Source organism: Sphingomonas paeninsulae (assembly GCF_003660165.1).
GTDB lineage: Bacteria > Pseudomonadota > Alphaproteobacteria > Sphingomonadales > Sphingomonadaceae > Sphingomonas_O > Sphingomonas_O paeninsulae.
Genome location: NZ_CP032829.1, coordinates 1,811,685 through 1,829,365, shown reverse-complemented (window position 1 = coordinate 1,829,365; position 17,681 = coordinate 1,811,685). Strand labels below are relative to the sequence as shown.

Sequence of the window (17,681 nt, the reverse complement as noted above, 5' to 3'; positions counted from 1 at the left end):
GATTTATTGCGCCCCCAGGTAGTAATCTACCGCGGAGTTAAATCGAAAACCGCCGTGTGACCAGTGCCGATATTTTGGGCGATGAGAGCGGAATTTTCGACAGTGGCGCTGACAGCATCGCGACCCGCCTCCCAATGTTCGTTCATCGTGCGCGCCGAAAATTCATAGTCGCGCGATCCGCCCTCCCAAGCATTTGCGCGATAAATAAGCTGGACAACGCTGACCGGAAACTCACGTGCCATTTCCGCCAGTCGCTTTACATCAGCATCGTCCAGCAGTTCAGGCGGCAGTTTCTTCAACACTTTGCGGATTGCTTCGCGCTCACGCCGCAGTTTCAGCATCTGATCGCTGACCTGTCGCGTTCGGCTCGAAAAGCGGATTTCCTTTTCGCGTGCCATAACGTCCATAATCGTCTTTGGCCGAGCCGCCGCAGCCGGAAACAAATCGACCTGAAACACAATCATTTCTGCATCCTGCGTTTCGAGGACGTGCTGCAACGGCGTGTTCGACACCAGCCCGCCATCCCACCAGAGCTTGCCATCAATCTCCACCGGCGGCAGTCCGGGAGGGAGAGCACCCGATGCCATGATGTGCCGCGCATCCAGCCGTTCGTTCGCGCTATCGAAATAATTGAAATTGCCGCTTTCGATTTCGACCGCACCCACCGAGATCCTCACCGGCCCGGAATTCAGCAAGTCCCAGTCGACCAGTTCATCGAGTGTCGCGGCGAGTTTCGATGAATCATAAAAGCTAAGCGCCTCGGGACTGCCCGGCATAGCGGCGAAGACAGGCATCATTCTGGGTGAGAAAAAGCCTGGCACGCCGAACATCGCGACGAATGCCGCCGACATCTCGTGGAGAAGTTCACGGGTCGTATCGTTGTGCCAGATCGGAAAACTTGGCAGCGCAGCCGTGGCGCGATCCCAGAACTTCCGAAGCGCCGCGACACGGTTTCGGGATGATTGCCCGCGATCAGCGCAGCATTAACCGCTCCGATCGAAATGCCTGCAACCTCATCGACTTCAATCCCTGCCCCATCGAGGGCCTCGTAAACGCCCGCCTGATATGACCCCAGCGCACCGCCGCCCTGCAGAACCAGAGCAACCTTGTCGGGAAGCGGAAGCCGCGACGCCTTGCGCGTGCGGCGGGGTTGGAACGTTTCGATATCAGCCATCTTCCACAATCTGGTACGGTAACCTGTGCATTGCAACGAATGTTCCCGCCGTGCATTAATCGCTGGCACGTTACGGGAGAGATCGATGCGCCTCGACGACGAATCTGAAAGCACGAATTTCGAGATTCAGAGCGAAGGTCAGCAGCGCGCCGGGTTCGGTGGTGGCGGCGGTCTTGGAATGCTCGGCATGATCATCCCGTTCGTCTTCAGTCGATTTGGTATCGGGGGCATTGTAGTGCTGGGCATCGTTGCACTGGTGTTCGGCGGCATCGGAGGCGGCGGAGGTGGTGGCCTGCTCGCTCCAGTCAGCCAGACCTCGCCGCAGCAATCGACCGCACCGGGTCAGCTAACTGACATTCAGCGCATATCGCTGCGCGTTCTGGGATCGACCGAACGACGCTGGACCGACATTTTCGCGAAATCGGGTCAAAAATATACGCCGACAACGCTGGTGTTCTACACGCGCAATGGCACGTCAGGTTGCGGAGCTGCCCAGTCCGCAATGGGTCCATTTTACTGTCCCAGCGACCAAAAAATCTACCTCGACACTGAGTTTTTCAACGAACTGAAGACCCGCTTCAATGCGCCGGGGGACTTTCCCATCGGCTACGTCATTGCCCATGAGGTTGGGCACCACATTCAAGATCTGACCGGCATCGAACAGAAAGTGCGCTCGCAACAGGCGCGGGCAAGCAAGGCTCAGGGCAACGCATTGCAGGTCGCAATGGAATTGCAGGCCGATTGTTATGCCGGTGTTTGGGCGGCAAACGACAAGAATTTGCTCGAAGCGGGCGACGTTGAGGAAGGAATGCGCGCAGCGCAGGCAATTGGTGACGATACGCTGCAACGCGCGTCACAAGGCGTTGTCGTTCCCGAAAGCTTTACCCACGGTTCGGCTGCCCAGCGTCAGCAATGGTTGAAACATGGACTCGACACTGGCGATCCAACCGAGTGCAACACATTCAATAGTTAAACGACATTATCTGGGACGCTAAATCTTCACGAGCATCTTGCCGGTGTTCGCCCCGGTAAATAGCCCAAGGAACGCGTCAGGTGCACTTTCAAGTCCCTGAAATACAGTCTCACGTGCCTTTAATTTACCCGTCGCCACGAGTGCGCCTGCATCGGCCATGAACTCACCCATCTGTGGCAGGAAGTCGGTGAACAGGAATCCCGTCGAACGAATGCGCGCAGGGATCGTCCGTATGAAATATTTGAACGACATAGGCTCGCCGTGGTTATACGCGTCGATCATCCCACAGATCGCAAAGCGGGCGTGTAACCGCGCCGTTGCATAGGCAGCATCGAGGTGTTCACCGCCCACATTGTCGAAATAAACGTCGATGCCTTTGGGTGCCGCTGCCATCAGCTGCGGTAGCACCGGTCCGGCCTTGTAATCCACACAGGCATCCGCGCCGAGTTCCTTAACCCAAGCGCACTTTTCCAAACCGCCAGCCGAACCGATGACTGTCATGCCCTTCGCCTTGGCAATCTGCACGACCGCCGACCCAACAGCACCCGCGGCCGCCGACACGAAAACAATATCACCCGCTTTGGCAGATGCGGTGTGCAGCAGCCCGAAATATGCGGTCGCGCCCGTCAGCCCCAGACTGTGCAGGAAGGTTTGGATCGGAAGGCCGTTTTCGGGGATCTTCTGCGCACCAGCCACGGGAACAACGGCCTCGTCCCGCCAGCCCAGCATATGCAAAACCTTGTCACCGATAGCGAAATTGTCCGCACGGCTTTCGGTAACGACACCGACTGCGCCACCCTGCATTGGTTCACCAAGCTGAAATGGTTCAGCATAGCTTTTCACGTCGTTCATCCGGCCACGCATGTACGGGTCAACCGAAAGCCATGAATTCGTAACGCGAATCTCGCCGTCCTTAAGGGGCTGGTAAGGCTGGTCGATCAGTTCGAAGTTCACCGAAGCGGGCATGCCCGACGGGCGCGATTTCAAACTCCATGCCTTGGCCATTTTACAATCCTCATCGACGGTTTTAATTTGCGACCAGTCCTAAACTGAAACTGGCTAGCAAGCAAAAGGGGGCCGCGCTTTCACGCAGCCCCCGTTCGTTTGCCAGCCGGTATTAGTAAGTGCCGGAAAAGCTTCGATTCAGAACGTGAGGACCGTTATTGTCCGAACCACCGGATTCGTTCCCCCGGTCGCTGCCAAAGATCATATTGCGGTCTTCATCGCGCCATGCCTGCTTTGCTTCGACTGCGGTCTTCGAAATGGTGATCTGCCCACCATCCGCAGATTTCAGCCATATCGACGGGATTGAATGATGGTGTCCGCCCGCATCCTGATCGTTTCTGGTCAGGATAATCCGGTCACCCCGCACTTTATCGACGGTGCCGACATGTTCGCCATCCGAACCGACAACTTCATGGTGCTTTTCGACCTGATCGAGCAACGAACGTTGACCCTGCCGCTCGTTACGCCAATTGCCAAAGTCGTTTTCAAACTTCGACTGATTATGCTGCCGATATTCGTGATAGTCGCGGTCAAGGGCATCGATCTGCTGCTGGCGCCAGCTGCTATAATGTGGGTCATGGTCATTGCGACCTGTGCCGCGCCGACTGGAATTGCTGCCCAATGCGCCACCGGGAGTGTTACCGCGGCCATAATTCTGGTTGTTGTAATCGGGGCCACCATCTTCGCGAGCATCACGTTCGCGACGGCGCTCAGCCTCATCGTCACCGAACCACGAGCGCACCTCGTCGCCCGCACGATCCAAAAAGCTGCGGTCGTCGTCATGCTCGCTGCGATACCGGTCGCGATCGCCGGTTATCTGCCGATCGCGATAATCACGATCCTGCCCAGCACCGCGCGCACCATATGAGCCATATCCACCACGATCGCGGTCTGCGCCACGGTCGGGACCACGGCCGTCGTTGCGACCGCGATTATAATAGTCGTCGTCCTGATAAGCCATTTTCGTTTCCTCTCGAACGGGGCAGAGCAGTTCCGCGCTTGCCCGACGAACAGGTAGAACTGAGCACGCGCTGGGCTGTTCCAAAACTTCCACTTCCAATCGGCAAACCGTTGGTCGCCGGCGGAACGATCCGAGCCGAGTCTTTGGAATTACTGAAGATTGCATCAAGCGAAGTGCATCGTTAAGGCACCCAATTCGTACCGCGCACAGCAGTACGGAACTGGTGAGGGGCTGTAGCTCAGTTGGGAGAGCGCGTCGTTCGCAATGACGAGGTCAGCGGTTCGATCCCGCTCAGCTCCACCAGTTTAAGTTGGTAACGTGTTGATAAGGTTCAATAAGATTGCAGATCGCTGATACCTTCCCCACGTTTTACCCCACAACACATGCCGGCTTGTGCCGGACAGTGGCGGCCAGTGGCAAACAGGCGCTTTCCTTACGATCCGTCCCGTGCGAAGCCTGATCCACGAAAGTCTGGGCAAGAAGCAGGATCGATAGTGGCAAATCAAAAAACACCGGTAACGTTCAAGAAGAGCGCTTCTCCAAAGGCACCCCCTCCTAAACACGATGGTGGGGGTGCATCTACTCAACCGAAGCCTGCGCCGACCACATCAGGCAAGCCACCTCCGGGGAACAAGGGGTAGCACTATGTCGAGACCCCCCGTCTACATCCCCGACAGTGTGCAGCCGAAGCCACCCCCGCCGCCGTCAGCCCCGAATCCGTCGCAACCCCCACCACCGTCGCGCGGGTAATTCTCGCTTTTTGAATCGAAACGCGACCCGCTGAACCTTGCCCGCAGGTATGTAGGTCATTCGCGCCCCGTATTCTGGATTTGTTACGTGAGCGTTTTCAGAGGTGGTGCCGTCAGCGCTTTCCTCGTCTGTGACGTAAATTGACACGTCACCAGTAGGACCAAGCACACAGGGGCCGAATGGTTCATCAGCGAAGCGAGACGTGTCTGTACAATTTAGCCATTCGCCCCTGTCGGTAAGTACACAAATTTGCGACAGATAGATCTTTGAGTTCTGGGTCGTAACCGACGTCCAAGCTGAGGGATCGTCATTAGCCCATGAAACGTCGAAATAACGCAGCGCCTTGCCAAGCCACAAGGCTCCAACCGCGCGCCATAGCAAACCTGCCAACATAGACACGCCGAAAGCCGCGACTGCCGAGAACACCGGATGGTCGCTCGGTAACAAATAAAGCGCGCCGGTAGCGATCAGCCCGAAAGCTATGGCTAAAAAAGCTACATCAATGGGTTTGTGATGGGATCGTATCCCGCGGTACGCGAGCATGTAAGTGGCGTAACCCGCCGCCAGAGATAACTGTATTTGCCAAGGCAGTGTGAGCGCATCATTCATGACGACAAAGCTGGCGTCACATCGACTTCAAAGAGAATCTCCTTTTCGTTGCCAACCCACCTTACAATTGACCACTTGGCAAAACCGAGTTTGGTCCCCTCTCCTGAGACAGGGAGCCCGTCCAGCAAAACCATAGTGTATGGCTCTTTGAAGCTGTTTGGTGTTTGGATCACACCCCTCAGAAACAGTTTGTCAGCGGCGCGGATGACAGCGCCCCTAGGAGGTGTGTGGTACATCTCGTCTATTGCGCTCGCCGTATCGACCTCAATGCTGACACCGCGAATATGAAGGCCAGACCAGTTTTCGCCTTTCTCTGTCGGGATAACACCGAAATCGTTGGCATCAAGAAAGCAAGCGGCCAGTGCCCCGTCTTTTTCTCCGACGATGAAAGTGCCCTCGGCAGACCCGACTGGGATTATCAGGGATAGCCGCTCGGCTATTTTCAACGATCCATACACAATGGCAGATGGCTCGATCATCATTTTACTTCCCCGCTGCTACCTGTCCTGAGTAACTCGGGCCGAGTTATCTCTTTAAAACACCTGCAAAGCTATAACTTTGCGAGAGCATCATCACGAGCTTCAGGCTGACCGCAGCATCAAAAGGATCACTCTGTTGGAACTGATGTGTTGGGATTATCTGTTAAAATTCGCTCTGACGGCCTGGTATATGTGTTTGGAAAGACGAGTGCCGGAATGCCGTCTTGAGCCCTCAGCGCGGCATTTAAGCTGGCGACGACCTCCAGGTCGAACCCGTCAGCAACGTCGCGCTGCTGGGTACTTCAACTGATCAAGCCGCGATGCGATGATCTTCCAATTGGTCACGCCATCGTAATCTCCAGCCAAGGCTAACTCGGTGACGCGCTGGGCGACGGCTTCGTCAGCTTTGGCCCCATGCTGGCGTTCCATGGCCACGGCGCAGGCCCACAATTCCCAGTCACTCAATAAAGTCGGCTGTCCTACAGTCATCGATCGTGCCTAATTGAGTTCATGCGCAGACCTAAGCTCATCGACGTTGAATTCGCTATGCTATTGTTTCTGGTCGGCGGAGCATTCGTCCACGGCATACTGACCGGGTTGATGCACTTGCGCTGATTGGCTGGCGTCGGCATCGTCTGTACCGGTTGATTCGAGGGAGAGAAACCATGCGTATCGCTTTTGCCGCTGCCGTCGCCGTCGCCATGTTGTCCACGCCGTCGTTCGCTGCCCCATGTCGTGATCATGGCAAGTTTGTGAAATGTCCGCCTAAAGCGGCTGCAAAGGCTGTTCGCTGCAAAGACGCCAAGGGCAGGTTTGCAAAATGCGGTACTGCGGGCGCAAAGGCAATCTGATCGGCTAACTGACCCATGGACCTATATGACCCCGCCCGGTGCAAGGAGAGGCTGACGAAGCTGGTGAAGCATAAGCCAGTGCTGAAGTCAAAATGACTTGGCCACCGGCGCTAACGCCAAAAGGCGCAGAAGACTATGCTCGTAACTTCACCGATATTGAGCGCAGCTTCATCATCAATTGCTCGTCTACGCTCACGCTTGGTTACGAGACGTTGTCAAAGAAACTGGATGTAACGTACGATCGCGCCGATGTAATGGGGTGCGATATGCAAGCGCGTTCTCTCGGCGCAATAAAGCCAGCTCGCCATGGTAATCGCTACGCTGGCTCAGGCTTTTTCCTGAATGAGCGAGGCGAGGCGGTTAAGCGCGCAGTGCTCTCGATCAACCCAGATTTAAGAGCGGGTTTGTGAAGCACATGATCACCAATAATCTAGGCAACGCGTCTCCACCGCAGATGCCCCCTGTTGACCATATCCCTGTTGCAGCAGATGATTAAATTTAGGCGCGGGCAATAGCTACGCCCCAACGACAGGGGAGAGAAAAATGCTTAGAATATTGGCAGTTTCAATGGTGCTGATGGTACCATCTATGGCCGAAGCTCGCGGCGGCGCGCACTACGGTGGGGGAAGCCACACCTCCTCCCATGGCGGTCATTATTCCATGGGAAGCAGTGGATCGAGTCATCGTGGCGGCCACTACACCAGTCCGACTGGTAGCCGGCACTATGGCTGTCACAAATGCTGACACAGAGTCGCTAGAACAGACTTGGTTTGGAAGGCCGGGGCGGGAGTGCCGTCTCGGTCGCCCGATCCATTTCACTCTCATCGTATCCCGCACTTGGTCACTGTGAACCGATCCACGCTTTCCGGACCCAGCAAATCGGCGACATCCGCCGACACGTCCAGCCACCGCGACCAGTCCTGCCCAAAAAGCACAACCGGCGCGCGATCGTGATAGCCATTTAGCGGTGCCCCGGCTGGTTGCGTCACTACGGTGAAGCTCTCGACCAATCCCTGATCGGCGGTTTCGCAGCAGTCCCAGATCCCCGCCAGCATGATTGGCTGGCCGTCGCGTGGCTCAAATAACCAAGGCTGCTTCTTCTTGTCGTCGTCGTGGCGCGGCCCCATCCACTCATACCAGCCGTCAGCAGCGACAAGGCACCGCCGCCGCGCGAAGCTGTCGCGATAGGCGCGGGACGTCCTGACCGTTTCCGCGCGGGCGTTGAAGGTGGTTGCCTTCCATTCCTTTACCGTGCCTTTGTGGAACCATGGGATGAGCCACCAGCGGGCCATCGACACTGAAGGCGCTCCCTCGTTCGCCCGAACAATCGTCGCGGCCTGCGTCGGTCGCACCTGCTCTCGCGACTCTAAGTTCAGGGCGAGTTGATCGAGCAGGCCGACAAACTCACGCAGCGCCGCGTGAAGCTCTGCCCAAGGGCGCGTGTCTCGAAAGCGTCCGCACATGTCGGAAAGATGCCGATCAAATCTAGTATTGTCGACTGTCCGTAACATTTGAGCGTGCCGCGTCCATTAGGAACGGAAACGAAAATGGTTATACAGGCAAATTTGCCGGGGGCCAATCATGTTAGATCGTGCGGATGCTTTACTGAAACTCGCGCTTGCCATCGCTGCGTTGGCGCTTGGGTGCGGCATTGGATATTATTACGCATTTTTTCTGCCCGCTCAGGCAACTTTAGCGGCGCAAGCGGCGAGTGTAACGGAACAGGCGAAGATGGAACGTGACCGTGCTGCAAGCGACAAATCGACCGCCGCAGCAGCCACCGCCAAACTAACGTATCAAATATGCATTTCGAGAAGCGATACGGACTATTTTTCGCAGTTCAACGCTAGTTGTTCCCGTCAGCATGAAGCCGATGCAAAGGCCAAGCAAAATTGTCGGGGGCAAGGTTTCGCAGATACCTACTGCTCCTCCTTGCAGCTGCGCCCCGCTCAAGATTGCGCGTTGCCTGCATTCGAAGCCAACAACTACCATCAGCAATCGCAGGACGCGAAGCAAACATGTTTAGACGCGTTGAAGGCCGGAGCCTAACAGAGAGCGAGACTGCCATCCGCGCTCACCTTCGACCGAACATGGCCGACTTATCGCGCTGGCGTTGTAGGCCGCTTCTCCTGTCCGGCTGGCACAAGGGCACCTGCTCGATCGCTGAACCGACGCGCGTTACCAGCACGGCGTAGGGCCTCGGCCAGCCGCTGACTTTCAGCCGAAGCCGCTGCTCGGGCCGAAGCCGGGTTCATCGACTGCATCAGTGCTTTCGCCAATGCCCTCGTGTCAGACGCGGTTTTCATATGCCCGACGAGGTGAGCGCCGCCTTCCAACGCCACGTTGCCGACGCCGGGCATGAAATGCCCGGCCGCAAGATGACCGGCTACCTTAGCAACCTTGCCAACAACGGTAGGCTTTCCCGGACTGTTCGCACGATCAAGGGCGTCCGGCAGGCTGTTAAGATAGGCACTGTTCGTGTTGGAGAAGTTGGACGTGCCTGGCACTGGCTCGTGCATGTGCTGAGCAGCGCGGCCTATCGAAGCAATCTCCGCTATCTCATCCTTGCTGAACAACGATCTCAGCTTTGTTGATCCAATCTTGTTCAATTCCTGAAACCACGCTCTGCCGCTGACAACCGCATTGCCGTTCGAGTCTGTCGCCCCCTTAGACGCGGCATCGTAGGCCCGCTGAAGGATCGATGCCTTCATCCGGTCAAGAGCATTACCTGCCTTGTCGGCCTTCAACTGGCGCGTCACTTGAGCAAAGGCACGATCTGAACTGGTGCCGATCAGACTGTTCTCAGCCTGTCGCCAGTTATCCGCGTTCGAGAAGTTGCCTTTGACGTCGCGCCGGATCAGCCCATCAACACCTGCTGGATCGTCATAGGCTTCGGCATGAACGCGGTGTGCCTGACGAGCCAGTTTATGAGCCGGTCCTGCGTTATCGAACTGGTCCATGCTCTGATCGAGCGCGCTCTTCGCCTTACCGACGAAGCTGTTCACCTGTCCGCCCATTGGGTCGTAACTCTCGTTTGCAGCCTGCCGGAGTTTCTCGACATCGCTGGGAGAAAAGCGGTTCCGGTTGGTTGAGCTGATCTCGTCCGCCAGCGTCTTGAAGCCCGAAACAAACTCACGGCTGGAAGCCTGCATCGGAGATTTGAACTCGGGCGTGGCAAGCAGTTCACGTACGGGGTCAATTGAGACAGTCTGATCTCCGTCAGCCTGGCGCGCTTTTGCATACAGATCGGTGACATTCGCTTTGCTGGCGTCGGCGGACTTGGCCAATGCGGCAGCTGCGGTTTCTGCGGCCTCCCCGCTCGACGGTACGCCACCGTACCGGGCGACAAGATCCTGCATCGCATTGTTAACGGCATGGTTGTTCGATGCCAGTTGAGCATTTAGCGCACGGCCCTCCGGCGTTGTCACAAGCTTTGCTCCTTCGTTAGCGGCCTGTTGCTGCGCAGGATCGCGCGTCACAGCCGCAATGGTGGGTTTTGCGCCGACATAGGTTATCTCAGCTTCACGCAGCGCGTGGTCGAGCGGTACGCCCTCGGCCTGCAGTTTCTGAACATGGGTAGCGACGCTCGGTGGAAGATCGCTCGTAGCTTCAAGCCCGGACGCCGAACCGCGCGAACCGAGCGCATCCGACACGTCGGTGGGAGTGATGGCTCGTGGAGCATCCTTTACCCCGATCGCTGGCCTATAAGGTCCGTTCTTGGCGCGGTAATCCAGCACCTCGTCTAGATTGCCGGTGCCTCCATTAGCCTCACCATAGGCGCGGATCGCAGCGTCTGGTTCACCCTTGGCCACCATATCTACGATCGTTTCAGCAGCGGCCTTGTTATAGGCTGGTGTTGCGATGGATGGAACGGTGTCCGCGTTCTTGCCTTTGAGTGCCGCCGCCAGCTTACTGATTGCATTGGCTGGGCCGGGCAAAAGGTGTTCAGCGCCAGCGCCAACCAATGGAGCCAGCAGAGCGCCCCCAGCGGTATTTTCGAGCACGTCATGACCCCCTGATGCAAGTGCCCCGGCGGTGCCGCCCTGTATCGCCATGTTGCCGTATTTAGTCAGAGCTGCCGCCAGCCCGCCTGCACCTTCGCCAGAACGAAGGAGATTGATCTCGCTCACCGGTGCAGTGGCCCCGATCATGCCTGCAAGTTTGCCAGCGCCAAATGTCGAGGAGTTGGGATCAGCGGCTAAACTCTGAGTGCCGCCCTCAAGCCTTGAAGCATAACTGTGCAGAGCAGCCGCCAGAGGGTTCGACGGCTGGCCCGTAATGAGGCTGGATAAGGACGTCGGAGCGCGATGACCGAGGCCATGATCGGCAAACCAGTTCTGAACAGGATCTGCGATATTGTTGATCGCGCCGCCTGCGGCATGCAGGACGGTTTCGGGTACGGTGGCGATGCCAGACAGAATACCGGCGTCAGCGTCGCGGGTCGAATCGATAAAATTGCGACCGTTGAAAATGGCGTCCGTAGCGGGTGTCAGTCCGGCGGCCCATTGTCCCCAGGACTGTCCGGGCCGTGAGCCATCAGATGGATGAAGTTGATCAGGCACACGAGCACCACCTGAACTACGATCAGGATAGCCGCCTGCTGAAGCAGGTGGAAGAGCCACGTTACCATTTGTAGGCGTTGTAGGCGCACCGAGCGCTGCTTCATACGGATTATCTGCGGCGGCTGGGACAGGTGGCGCGCCCGGGCTGCCCGATGAGCCTGACAGCGCCGCTTCGTATGGATTATCGGCTGCGCCCGACTGGGCCTGCGTAGGCCCGCCAGATGCCAGCACCGTTTGAAGGTTTCGCGCCGTAATATCGTGATGATCGGCAGTTCGGGGTCCCCAGTTGCTCTGGTTGGGACCGCCGTGGAAATAGCGAACCGCGTCATCAGGGTTGCCGAACTTATCGAGACCTTCCTTCAGATACCGCGCGGCAGCATCGGCAGCCTGCGCGCCGTCGTCGGGATTGATGCCGTACTGCTTTGCGAGCGCTCCGGAAATCTGGAACGCGCCGCGATGCGTGTCGTTGCCCATCGCAGGCTTGATCCGGGCATTGCCGATGTCGGGGTTAAGTCCGCTTTCGGTCGTACCAACGGCGCGCAGCAAAGCCATGGGGATACCATGCCGGTCTGCTGCCGCCTGCAACGTGGTATCGTCAACGATGCCGCTCATTGCGTCACCGCATTGATGTCGACACCCATGCGGCGAAGCGCCTGTAGCTTGCTGAGATAATACTGACGCGACTGAGGATTGAGATGCTGGACGTTCTGCTGAAACATCTGCGGACCCTTCGCGATCTGGGTAAAGACACGAGGATCGTAATTCCTGCGCCACTCGCTCTCGAATGCATCGGTCTTGCCGGGGCCGTTCTGTGCGGTCCATTGTTGCTGCGCTTGCGCGCGAGCGATGCCTGCCATCTCTAGGCCAATGTATGTTGGCAGAACTTCGTCGAGCGCGGCCTTCGGCATCTGCATGCCGGGCGTGGCTTTACCAACCAGACCAAGCCGTGCATCCGACCCGTTCAAACCCACGGCCCCGGCAAGCTGAGCTGTGTAGCGCGCCGCATCCTTATTGAAGACAAAGCCCTGTCCAGATGTGAGAAAGTTTATTCCGTGCTTCTCACCGAAGTCCTGCATAACCTTTTGTGCAGGACCCGTGACCAAACCAGAGTTGATGATGTGCTGCATATCACGCAGCGCGTTTATCCGCTGCGGGGCTTCCCGGGCATTGTCCTGTATCGCCGCCGCCGCCTGTGCCTGACTGGTGGCATAGGTATTTGCAGCAGCAGGATCACCTAGCGGTGGCGCGGCAGCGAAACTCTTGCCCGAGCCTCCTGCTGGCGCGCCACCTGAGAGTGCTGTGGTTATCGAGCCGGGCCCGACTTGCCCACGTGTCGGCGTAGGCGCGGGACGGACGTTATTGGAGCTCAACACCGAAGATTTGGGTGCCCATTCCATTTGCCGCGTTTGCGGATTGTAAATCTGGGTCAGATCACCGCCAGCCGCGCCAACTGCTTTTGAGTGCTCGCTGCCCTCCACAGCCTCAGCGCCGCCAGCGATCGGCGCAATTCCGATAAGCTTACCCTGCGCGTCGTGGATGGGCTGATAACCGGCAGGGACATGGGGAGGAGAATAATAACTTCCCCCCGATCCATCATTTAACAGGATCGTGCTTCCCTCACGGACGTTCGTCGGGTCGATGAATCCGGCCTTCCGATTTATGTCCCCAAAGCCTTGGCAAATTCTGGCGCGCCCGGCGTCAGCCCTTGAGCAACAAGGTTTTTAACGACATCGGTAGGCTGGGCCGACGCTATCACGCCCTTCCAAAATTCCTGAGGATCGTTCGCTTCGGCGTACATTCCCTGATCTGCGCTCATGGTTGGCATAAGCTGGTCGCGAGGTCGCTGCGCTGGCGTCGGCAAAGTGTCTGCGCCCGCACCCGCGTTCATCGGCGACACTGGGATCTGTTGCCCGGTGGCTCCCCCAGACTGCGAGGGGTCGGCAGGCGCCTTAAGGGAACTAGCCCGCGCGGGAATGGAGATGCCCATAACGGGTTTGGTGGGATCGTTAGCGCCCCCGGGGCCGTTCGTCGGAATTGGTGGAGGACCAACCTGCGCCGGCGCTATAGGCGCGACACTTGCCTGAACGGGCGACACGTTCGCTGGCAGAGGTGGCTTTGCGGTAAGAGCCGCTGCCAAGTTGGATACGTCTGAAGCTGGATTCTGCGGTGCCGCGGCTGGAGCAGCGGACGGTGTTTGGCGTTGAGCGATCAGTGCCTGCGCCAGCGCTGCATGCGATGCAACTGGAGGGCCCCCGGACACAAAATCCTTGAGTCTCTGCCCAAGATTACGGCCCTGCTCCGACGATGAATAGGGATTGGTCGATGAATCAATCTGGGGCGCTCCAGCGCCATAATGGAGTTGGCTCCGCGCATTCTGTGCCCGGGCTCCAGCGTCCCATTGCGAGGCGTTAGCCTGACGGCGGAGATGGTTTCCCGCAATCGCGTCAGCAAGTTGCGCCAAGCCCTGCGTCCAAGAGATGTTGCCGCTCTGTACCTGAATTGGCGTAAGTGCGCGCTGCTGGAAAGCGTCCGCCAATTCCTGTTGACGCTCAATCTGCTGAGCATCGATCGCAGAGCCAGTCGGATCGGTGGGGTTGATAAAGCCGACGCTGCGTACACCGATCGGGTTCGTTGCTTGAGCCATTAGATTGTCCTCAATGGGTGGTTATCTGGTAGGGCACGTCGTTGGCCCTTCCGAGAAGTCCGGCGAGAAAGCCGCCAAGGGTTGAGACGCCCTGTGGGCTGTCAAACAAGCCGACGAGGTTGATGGGCAGGTTGTAAAGCGCAGCCTCGACTTCGGTGTACGGCAAGCCGTGGCACTCGGAGACACCACGTACGAGTTTATCAGCCGTCAGTCGCACACCCGCCTGGCTGAGTAATTCGGGGACGCCTCTACGAGCTGACGAAATTGAGTGGCGGGCAACATCATGCGGCCTCCCGAACTTCCCGGCGCAAGGCCGCCCGCATTAGTTCGGACATCGACATGCCCTCGCGCCGGGCTTTGGCTTCCGCTGCGGCGATCAGATTGGGATCAGCGCGAAAGTTTACAGGCGTGGTGTGGATAATGCGACGCATAGGTCCTCCGGTTCACTGGTTAAGTCAGTGATGGAGGTGCTTGCGAAACGCAGTGGCAGCCATCGATGCCTCGAAAGGTAGCATATCCGTAAGCGCGAGACAATACATAGAGCCAAGGTCACTCCTTGCTGACCGCAGGCTTCGTTAACCCAAATCCCTCAGATCGAACGACCTAAGAAGCCAGATTGAACACGGGGTTGGTGGCACGCTTCTCGCCAGTATCTTCGGTGGGGTATTTGGCGCTCGATCGCGCCGCTTCCGCCTGCGGGACGGACTCCCTCAACTCTATATGCATTCGCAACTACGAGGGCGAAATAATGTCGAGTACGATCACACCTGCCGCAATGACCATCAACGAGTTTCGCGAATGGTCACGGACAAGCCGCACCAAGATATACGACGAATTGAGCCGAGGCACGCTGTGCGCGATCAAGGTTGGTCGCCGAACGCTTATCACCGCCGACGCAGCAAATGCCTGGCTTGCCGCTCAACCTCGCTACGCTCAGTCTGGAGCAATCGCATGACCACTAAAAAGAAGCCGCCGATGGATTTGCATCAGCCGAACGACAGTGTGAAAATGGACCGTGAGATTGCCCTCCTTGTGTCCAACAAACTGATAGTGCTGCGGAAGTCGGCTTATCAGATCAAAGTTGGGCCGTTTAATCGGTATCCAGACTCTGACAGTTGGAACAGCGACATGGACACCAAGAAGAAAAAACACTTCAACGAATTTCTCGCAGCTGTGCTCGACTGGGACAAAAAAGATAAAGCGCCTTTCTCGGGAACGCTCCGGGGGTGATTGCTTGATCGCGTATCAAACGGGTTGACGTTGTGTTACTTCACGACATGCCCTTTCGATACGCATTCGATAACGATACCGTATGAAGGTTTATACATTTCTGATGAGACCGACTGCAAAAGAAAGCATGTGAATTTCGGAATAGCTTTGAACTTCAATACAACGTGTTTTGTTATTCAAAGCGTTCCGAAAAAATCCATTATATTCAAAGGTTCTGGTGATGGCCGAATTTACCCCCACCAACCTTCCCAATCACGACGACGGTCTTTTGGATCACGCGGCCAACTGGCATGAAGTCGTGTTATAGCCTCGCGTCGCGGACGGTCCTGTAGAGCATCATCGGATGCGGGCCATTTCGCTAAGATCATGTCTTCATCGCGCTTTCGGCTAGCGATCTCGTTCCTCCGATCTTGAAACTCGTGAAGTTCCCAGCCGCTGTCGATGTAATCCCACGCGCCATCAGCCAGCGCCGACAATAGAGGCATCGTAAGCGACCCAGCAGCCCGGCGAACATCCGCACCAATGGAACCCGATGTCCCCAGGCGGCGTGTGCCATCCATATTGTCGGACGTCGCCCATATGCCCTTTGGGACGGCCAGCAACGCAATCACCGAGACGAGCCTGCCATTCGGCAGTTTCCAGCCTCTCATTTGATCAAGCGTTCGCCAAAGATTGCGCACCATCCGCCAGTGCTTTGCGACATGGGCTTTTGCGGTTCCCGGCTTAGCGACCTCGATTTCCCAAGACCGATCGTAAAGCGAATCCTCGCCAAACCACGCTTTCCGCCTTTCTGTCAGCCAATCGTCAATCAGATCAACAGCGGCGAGCGGAAGGTGCGCGACTACCTCGGTATAGACGATCCCGCCGGGCTGCTCATGCGCATAAATCCAGTGCGCTTTATTCGTTGGATCGCGGCGGCTCGAAAAGATGCCCAGCTCGTGAACGAACTGTGAAACACTCTTCTTGGCGCTGTCCAGCGCTGCGGGACCATGCCCGGGGTGCCTTATGCGGAATCGGGCGTTGAACAGGACTCCATACTGTTGCGGCAAAAAAGACGCCGCGTCGTAGATTGTCCCTGCCTGACTAAATGTCATCGCGCCAGACGGGTCGTGGCTTGAAATGGCAACCCGAGTAACCGGCAAATTCTGGCTGCGGATACGATAGCGCCGGTCCGAAGGCACAATCACTTTGGCTTCATTTGGCTGGGGCAGTTCGTCGAAATCGCCGTTGATCAGGTTATCAAAGATTATCAGCCGTACACTGAGGTTAGCATCGTCGATCACCCTCGCATGATCGAAATTCCAATGCTTCATCATTAACCGCCAGTATGTTTCGAGAGACATCTTCGCCCTCGACGCGCGTGGGCGGAACCCCGCTATAATCCGTCGTCGCTGCTCCGCCGATACAGTGTGAAAAGCTGCATTCACGATCGCGCTGCGTGCCGGACGGGCGATTTCGAAATTAAACAAATACAGAAGAAAGTCGCGAATACCTGTTGCCTTTTGCTGAGGGGGTACCAGCCATCTGCTTAGAGCGAATTCCTGAGCTTCTACGTCCCCTTCGAGCAGGGCGTAGCAGTATTCAACAATCGCCGACGCCCATCCGAACAGAAGGGTATCGGAAACTAAGGACGTGTTGACGTGACCTTGCTGCGAGATGTTATCCAGGAGCTTCACGATTTCGCGCGCTGAGCCTTTTCCAGCTGATACAAGCATTTCGAGAGCGTCGAGATCGTAGGTTATGTCTTCGCGCAGACAAATGTCCTTGAGCACCTTCATTGAAGCGGCTGGCGTGAGGAGATTGAATTCCAGCGTCAGCAGGCGAGACCGCAATGCCGGACGCACCTTTTCCGGCTCCGACGTTGCGAACAAATAGTAGGTGTCCCCCGTCGGACGTTCGGTAACCTGTAAAAGGGCGTCTGAGGCACTAGGTCCGAATCCCTGCACTTCGTCAGCGAATATTCCGAGCCGCCGGTTCATGTGAAAGCCGCTGAAACTCGCAATCATAGCTGCAGTGGATAATTCTCCGTGATTGGCAGCGCTGAATTCATAATGGACATACTGATGCTTGTTCTCGTTGAACGACACGCATGAGGCGCATTTACCACAGGGCGACGGCGTGGGAGCATGGCACTGCAATGCCTGTGAGAATACTCGCATTGCAGTGGTCTTACCGGTTCCAGGAGGACCGGCAGCGAGAAGTGCCGACAGGTTGTTGGTTTCAACATGTCGCCGAAGCATAGCAACCACCTTATCTTGGCCATGCAGATCTTCGAAGCGGGTGGGGCGGTATTTCTCGGTGAACGGTTGGCGAGTGGCCATCTCAGGTCTCTTTCTACGACCCGGCACCATTGCCGGATGTACATATAAAGAAAAAAGACGATTTCTAACACTTGGCTGCCGGAACAGAGTTTTCGGGCAGCATCATTTTGGGACACTCAATG

The 17,681-nt window shown here is 57.0% G+C and carries 18 protein-coding genes, 1 tRNA gene and 1 pseudogene; 7 read left to right on the top strand and 13 right to left on the bottom strand.

The genetic code is table 11. The annotated features are described in order from the left end of the window. Window positions 1–26: 26 nt before the first annotated feature. Window positions 27–1,174 (bottom strand): annotated as a pseudogene (locus D3Y57_RS14420) (patatin-like phospholipase family protein). 85 nt (window positions 1,175–1,259) lie between these two features. On the opposite strand from D3Y57_RS14420, the gene ypfJ reads away from it, so the two are divergent. Next, window positions 1,260–2,147: a KPN_02809 family neutral zinc metallopeptidase gene (ypfJ, locus tag D3Y57_RS14415; RefSeq protein WP_121153685.1), complete on the top strand. Its 888-nt coding sequence runs from the start codon at window positions 1,260–1,262 to the stop codon at window positions 2,145–2,147. Window positions 2,148–2,165: 18 nt separating this feature from the next. On the opposite strand, the gene D3Y57_RS14410 is transcribed toward ypfJ, so the two are convergent. After that, the gene (locus D3Y57_RS14410; RefSeq protein ID WP_121153683.1) at window positions 2,166–3,152 is read right to left on the bottom strand and encodes an NADP-dependent oxidoreductase; all 987 of its coding nucleotides are present in this window, start codon (window positions 3,150–3,152) and stop codon (window positions 2,166–2,168) included. 112 nt (window positions 3,153–3,264) lie between these two features. Further along, entirely contained in the window at window positions 3,265–4,113 is an 849-nt protein-coding gene (locus D3Y57_RS14405) for a DUF2171 domain-containing protein (RefSeq protein ID WP_239025863.1), read from the bottom strand. A 227-nt stretch (window positions 4,114–4,340) separates the two neighbouring features. Here D3Y57_RS14405 and D3Y57_RS14400 point away from each other — a divergent pair. Then, window positions 4,341–4,416, top strand: a tRNA-Ala gene (locus tag D3Y57_RS14400). Between the two features lie 402 nt (window positions 4,417–4,818). On the opposite strand, the gene D3Y57_RS14395 is transcribed toward D3Y57_RS14400, so the two are convergent. The 3 genes from D3Y57_RS14395 to D3Y57_RS14385 form a co-directional block, all read right to left on the bottom strand. Continuing rightward, window positions 4,819–5,472 (bottom strand): hypothetical protein, encoded by a 654-nt coding sequence (locus D3Y57_RS14395; protein WP_121153678.1) that lies wholly within the window; start codon window positions 5,470–5,472, stop codon window positions 4,819–4,821. Continuing rightward, the gene (locus tag D3Y57_RS14390; protein WP_121153675.1) at window positions 5,469–5,954 is read right to left on the bottom strand and encodes a hypothetical protein; all 486 of its coding nucleotides are present in this window, start codon (window positions 5,952–5,954) and stop codon (window positions 5,469–5,471) included. The genes D3Y57_RS14395 and D3Y57_RS14390 overlap by 4 nt, the downstream gene beginning before the upstream one ends. Before the next feature lie 273 nt (window positions 5,955–6,227). Then, the gene (locus D3Y57_RS14385) at window positions 6,228–6,440 is read right to left on the bottom strand and encodes a DUF6961 family protein (RefSeq protein ID WP_121153673.1); all 213 of its coding nucleotides are present in this window, start codon (window positions 6,438–6,440) and stop codon (window positions 6,228–6,230) included. A 176-nt stretch (window positions 6,441–6,616) separates the two neighbouring features. On the opposite strand from D3Y57_RS14385, the gene D3Y57_RS14380 reads away from it, so the two are divergent. After that, window positions 6,617–6,802, top strand: a complete 186-nt coding sequence (locus D3Y57_RS14380) for a hypothetical protein (RefSeq protein WP_121153671.1) — start codon at window positions 6,617–6,619, stop codon at window positions 6,800–6,802. Between the two features lie 92 nt (window positions 6,803–6,894). Next, a complete protein-coding gene (locus tag D3Y57_RS20245) occupies window positions 6,895–7,212 on the top strand; it encodes a hypothetical protein (RefSeq protein ID WP_162987139.1) in 318 nt (105 codons plus the stop codon). 411 nt (window positions 7,213–7,623) lie between these two features. Here D3Y57_RS20245 and D3Y57_RS14375 read toward each other — a convergent pair whose 3' ends face one another. Beyond that, window positions 7,624–8,313 (bottom strand): SOS response-associated peptidase, encoded by a 690-nt coding sequence (locus D3Y57_RS14375; protein ID WP_205590065.1) that lies wholly within the window; start codon window positions 8,311–8,313, stop codon window positions 7,624–7,626. 70 nt (window positions 8,314–8,383) lie between these two features. Here D3Y57_RS14375 and D3Y57_RS14370 point away from each other — a divergent pair, with 70 nt between their 5' ends. Then, complete coding sequence (locus D3Y57_RS14370) at window positions 8,384–8,851, top strand: hypothetical protein (RefSeq protein WP_121153667.1); 468 nt, start codon at window positions 8,384–8,386, stop codon at window positions 8,849–8,851. 50 nt (window positions 8,852–8,901) lie between these two features. Here D3Y57_RS14370 and D3Y57_RS14365 read toward each other — a convergent pair whose 3' ends face one another. The 5 genes from D3Y57_RS14365 to D3Y57_RS14345 form a co-directional block, all read right to left on the bottom strand. Beyond that, on the bottom strand, window positions 8,902–11,976 hold the full coding sequence (locus D3Y57_RS14365) for a hypothetical protein (protein ID WP_121153665.1): 3,075 nt from the start codon (window positions 11,974–11,976) through the stop codon (window positions 8,902–8,904). After that, the gene (locus D3Y57_RS14360; RefSeq protein ID WP_121153663.1) at window positions 11,973–12,842 is read right to left on the bottom strand and encodes a hypothetical protein; all 870 of its coding nucleotides are present in this window, start codon (window positions 12,840–12,842) and stop codon (window positions 11,973–11,975) included. The genes D3Y57_RS14365 and D3Y57_RS14360 overlap by 4 nt, the downstream gene beginning before the upstream one ends. Before the next feature lie 179 nt (window positions 12,843–13,021). Next, entirely contained in the window at window positions 13,022–14,008 is a 987-nt protein-coding gene (locus D3Y57_RS14355; protein WP_121153660.1) for a hypothetical protein, read from the bottom strand. 10 nt (window positions 14,009–14,018) lie between these two features. Beyond that, the gene (locus tag D3Y57_RS14350; RefSeq protein WP_162987138.1) at window positions 14,019–14,174 is read right to left on the bottom strand and encodes a hypothetical protein; all 156 of its coding nucleotides are present in this window, start codon (window positions 14,172–14,174) and stop codon (window positions 14,019–14,021) included. 115 nt (window positions 14,175–14,289) lie between these two features. Beyond that, a complete protein-coding gene (locus D3Y57_RS14345) occupies window positions 14,290–14,439 on the bottom strand; it encodes a ribbon-helix-helix protein, CopG family (protein ID WP_121153656.1) in 150 nt (49 codons plus the stop codon). A 317-nt stretch (window positions 14,440–14,756) separates the two neighbouring features. Between D3Y57_RS14345 and D3Y57_RS14340 the strand changes: the two genes are divergently transcribed. After that, the gene (locus tag D3Y57_RS14340; protein WP_205590064.1) at window positions 14,757–14,963 is read left to right on the top strand and encodes a hypothetical protein; all 207 of its coding nucleotides are present in this window, start codon (window positions 14,757–14,759) and stop codon (window positions 14,961–14,963) included. Further along, a complete protein-coding gene (locus D3Y57_RS14335) occupies window positions 14,960–15,238 on the top strand; it encodes a hypothetical protein (protein WP_121153654.1) in 279 nt (92 codons plus the stop codon). The genes D3Y57_RS14340 and D3Y57_RS14335 overlap by 4 nt, the downstream gene beginning before the upstream one ends. Window positions 15,239–15,468: 230 nt before the next feature. On the opposite strand, the gene D3Y57_RS14330 is transcribed toward D3Y57_RS14335, so the two are convergent. Next, window positions 15,469–17,559 (bottom strand): DNA polymerase III subunit, encoded by a 2,091-nt coding sequence (locus D3Y57_RS14330; protein ID WP_162987137.1) that lies wholly within the window; start codon window positions 17,557–17,559, stop codon window positions 15,469–15,471. Window positions 17,560–17,681: the final 122 nt, after the last annotated feature.

Coding starts and splice junctions, on each gene's coding strand:
- ypfJ (WP_121153685.1), top strand. CDS start 1,260: ATGCGCCTCGACGACGAATCTGAAAGCACGAATTTCGAGATTCAGAGC.
- D3Y57_RS14410 (WP_121153683.1), bottom strand. CDS start 3,152: ATGGCCAAGGCATGGAGTTTGAAATCGCGCCCGTCGGGCATGCCCGCT.
- D3Y57_RS14405 (WP_239025863.1), bottom strand. CDS start 4,113: ATGGCTTATCAGGACGACGACTATTATAATCGCGGTCGCAACGACGGC.
- D3Y57_RS14395 (WP_121153678.1), bottom strand. CDS start 5,472: ATGAATGATGCGCTCACACTGCCTTGGCAAATACAGTTATCTCTGGCG.
- D3Y57_RS14390 (WP_121153675.1), bottom strand. CDS start 5,954: ATGATGATCGAGCCATCTGCCATTGTGTATGGATCGTTGAAAATAGCC.
- D3Y57_RS14385 (WP_121153673.1), bottom strand. CDS start 6,440: ATGACTGTAGGACAGCCGACTTTATTGAGTGACTGGGAATTGTGGGCC.
- D3Y57_RS14380 (WP_121153671.1), top strand. CDS start 6,617: ATGCGTATCGCTTTTGCCGCTGCCGTCGCCGTCGCCATGTTGTCCACG.
- D3Y57_RS20245 (WP_162987139.1), top strand. CDS start 6,895: ATGACTTGGCCACCGGCGCTAACGCCAAAAGGCGCAGAAGACTATGCT.
- D3Y57_RS14375 (WP_205590065.1), bottom strand. CDS start 8,313: ATGTTACGGACAGTCGACAATACTAGATTTGATCGGCATCTTTCCGAC.
- D3Y57_RS14370 (WP_121153667.1), top strand. CDS start 8,384: ATGTTAGATCGTGCGGATGCTTTACTGAAACTCGCGCTTGCCATCGCT.
- D3Y57_RS14365 (WP_121153665.1), bottom strand. CDS start 11,976: ATGAGCGGCATCGTTGACGATACCACGTTGCAGGCGGCAGCAGACCGG.
- D3Y57_RS14355 (WP_121153660.1), bottom strand. CDS start 14,008: ATGGCTCAAGCAACGAACCCGATCGGTGTACGCAGCGTCGGCTTTATC.
- D3Y57_RS14345 (WP_121153656.1), bottom strand. CDS start 14,439: ATGCGTCGCATTATCCACACCACGCCTGTAAACTTTCGCGCTGATCCC.
- D3Y57_RS14340 (WP_205590064.1), top strand. CDS start 14,757: ATGTCGAGTACGATCACACCTGCCGCAATGACCATCAACGAGTTTCGC.
- D3Y57_RS14335 (WP_121153654.1), top strand. CDS start 14,960: ATGACCACTAAAAAGAAGCCGCCGATGGATTTGCATCAGCCGAACGAC.
- D3Y57_RS14330 (WP_162987137.1), bottom strand. CDS start 17,559: ATGGCCACTCGCCAACCGTTCACCGAGAAATACCGCCCCACCCGCTTC.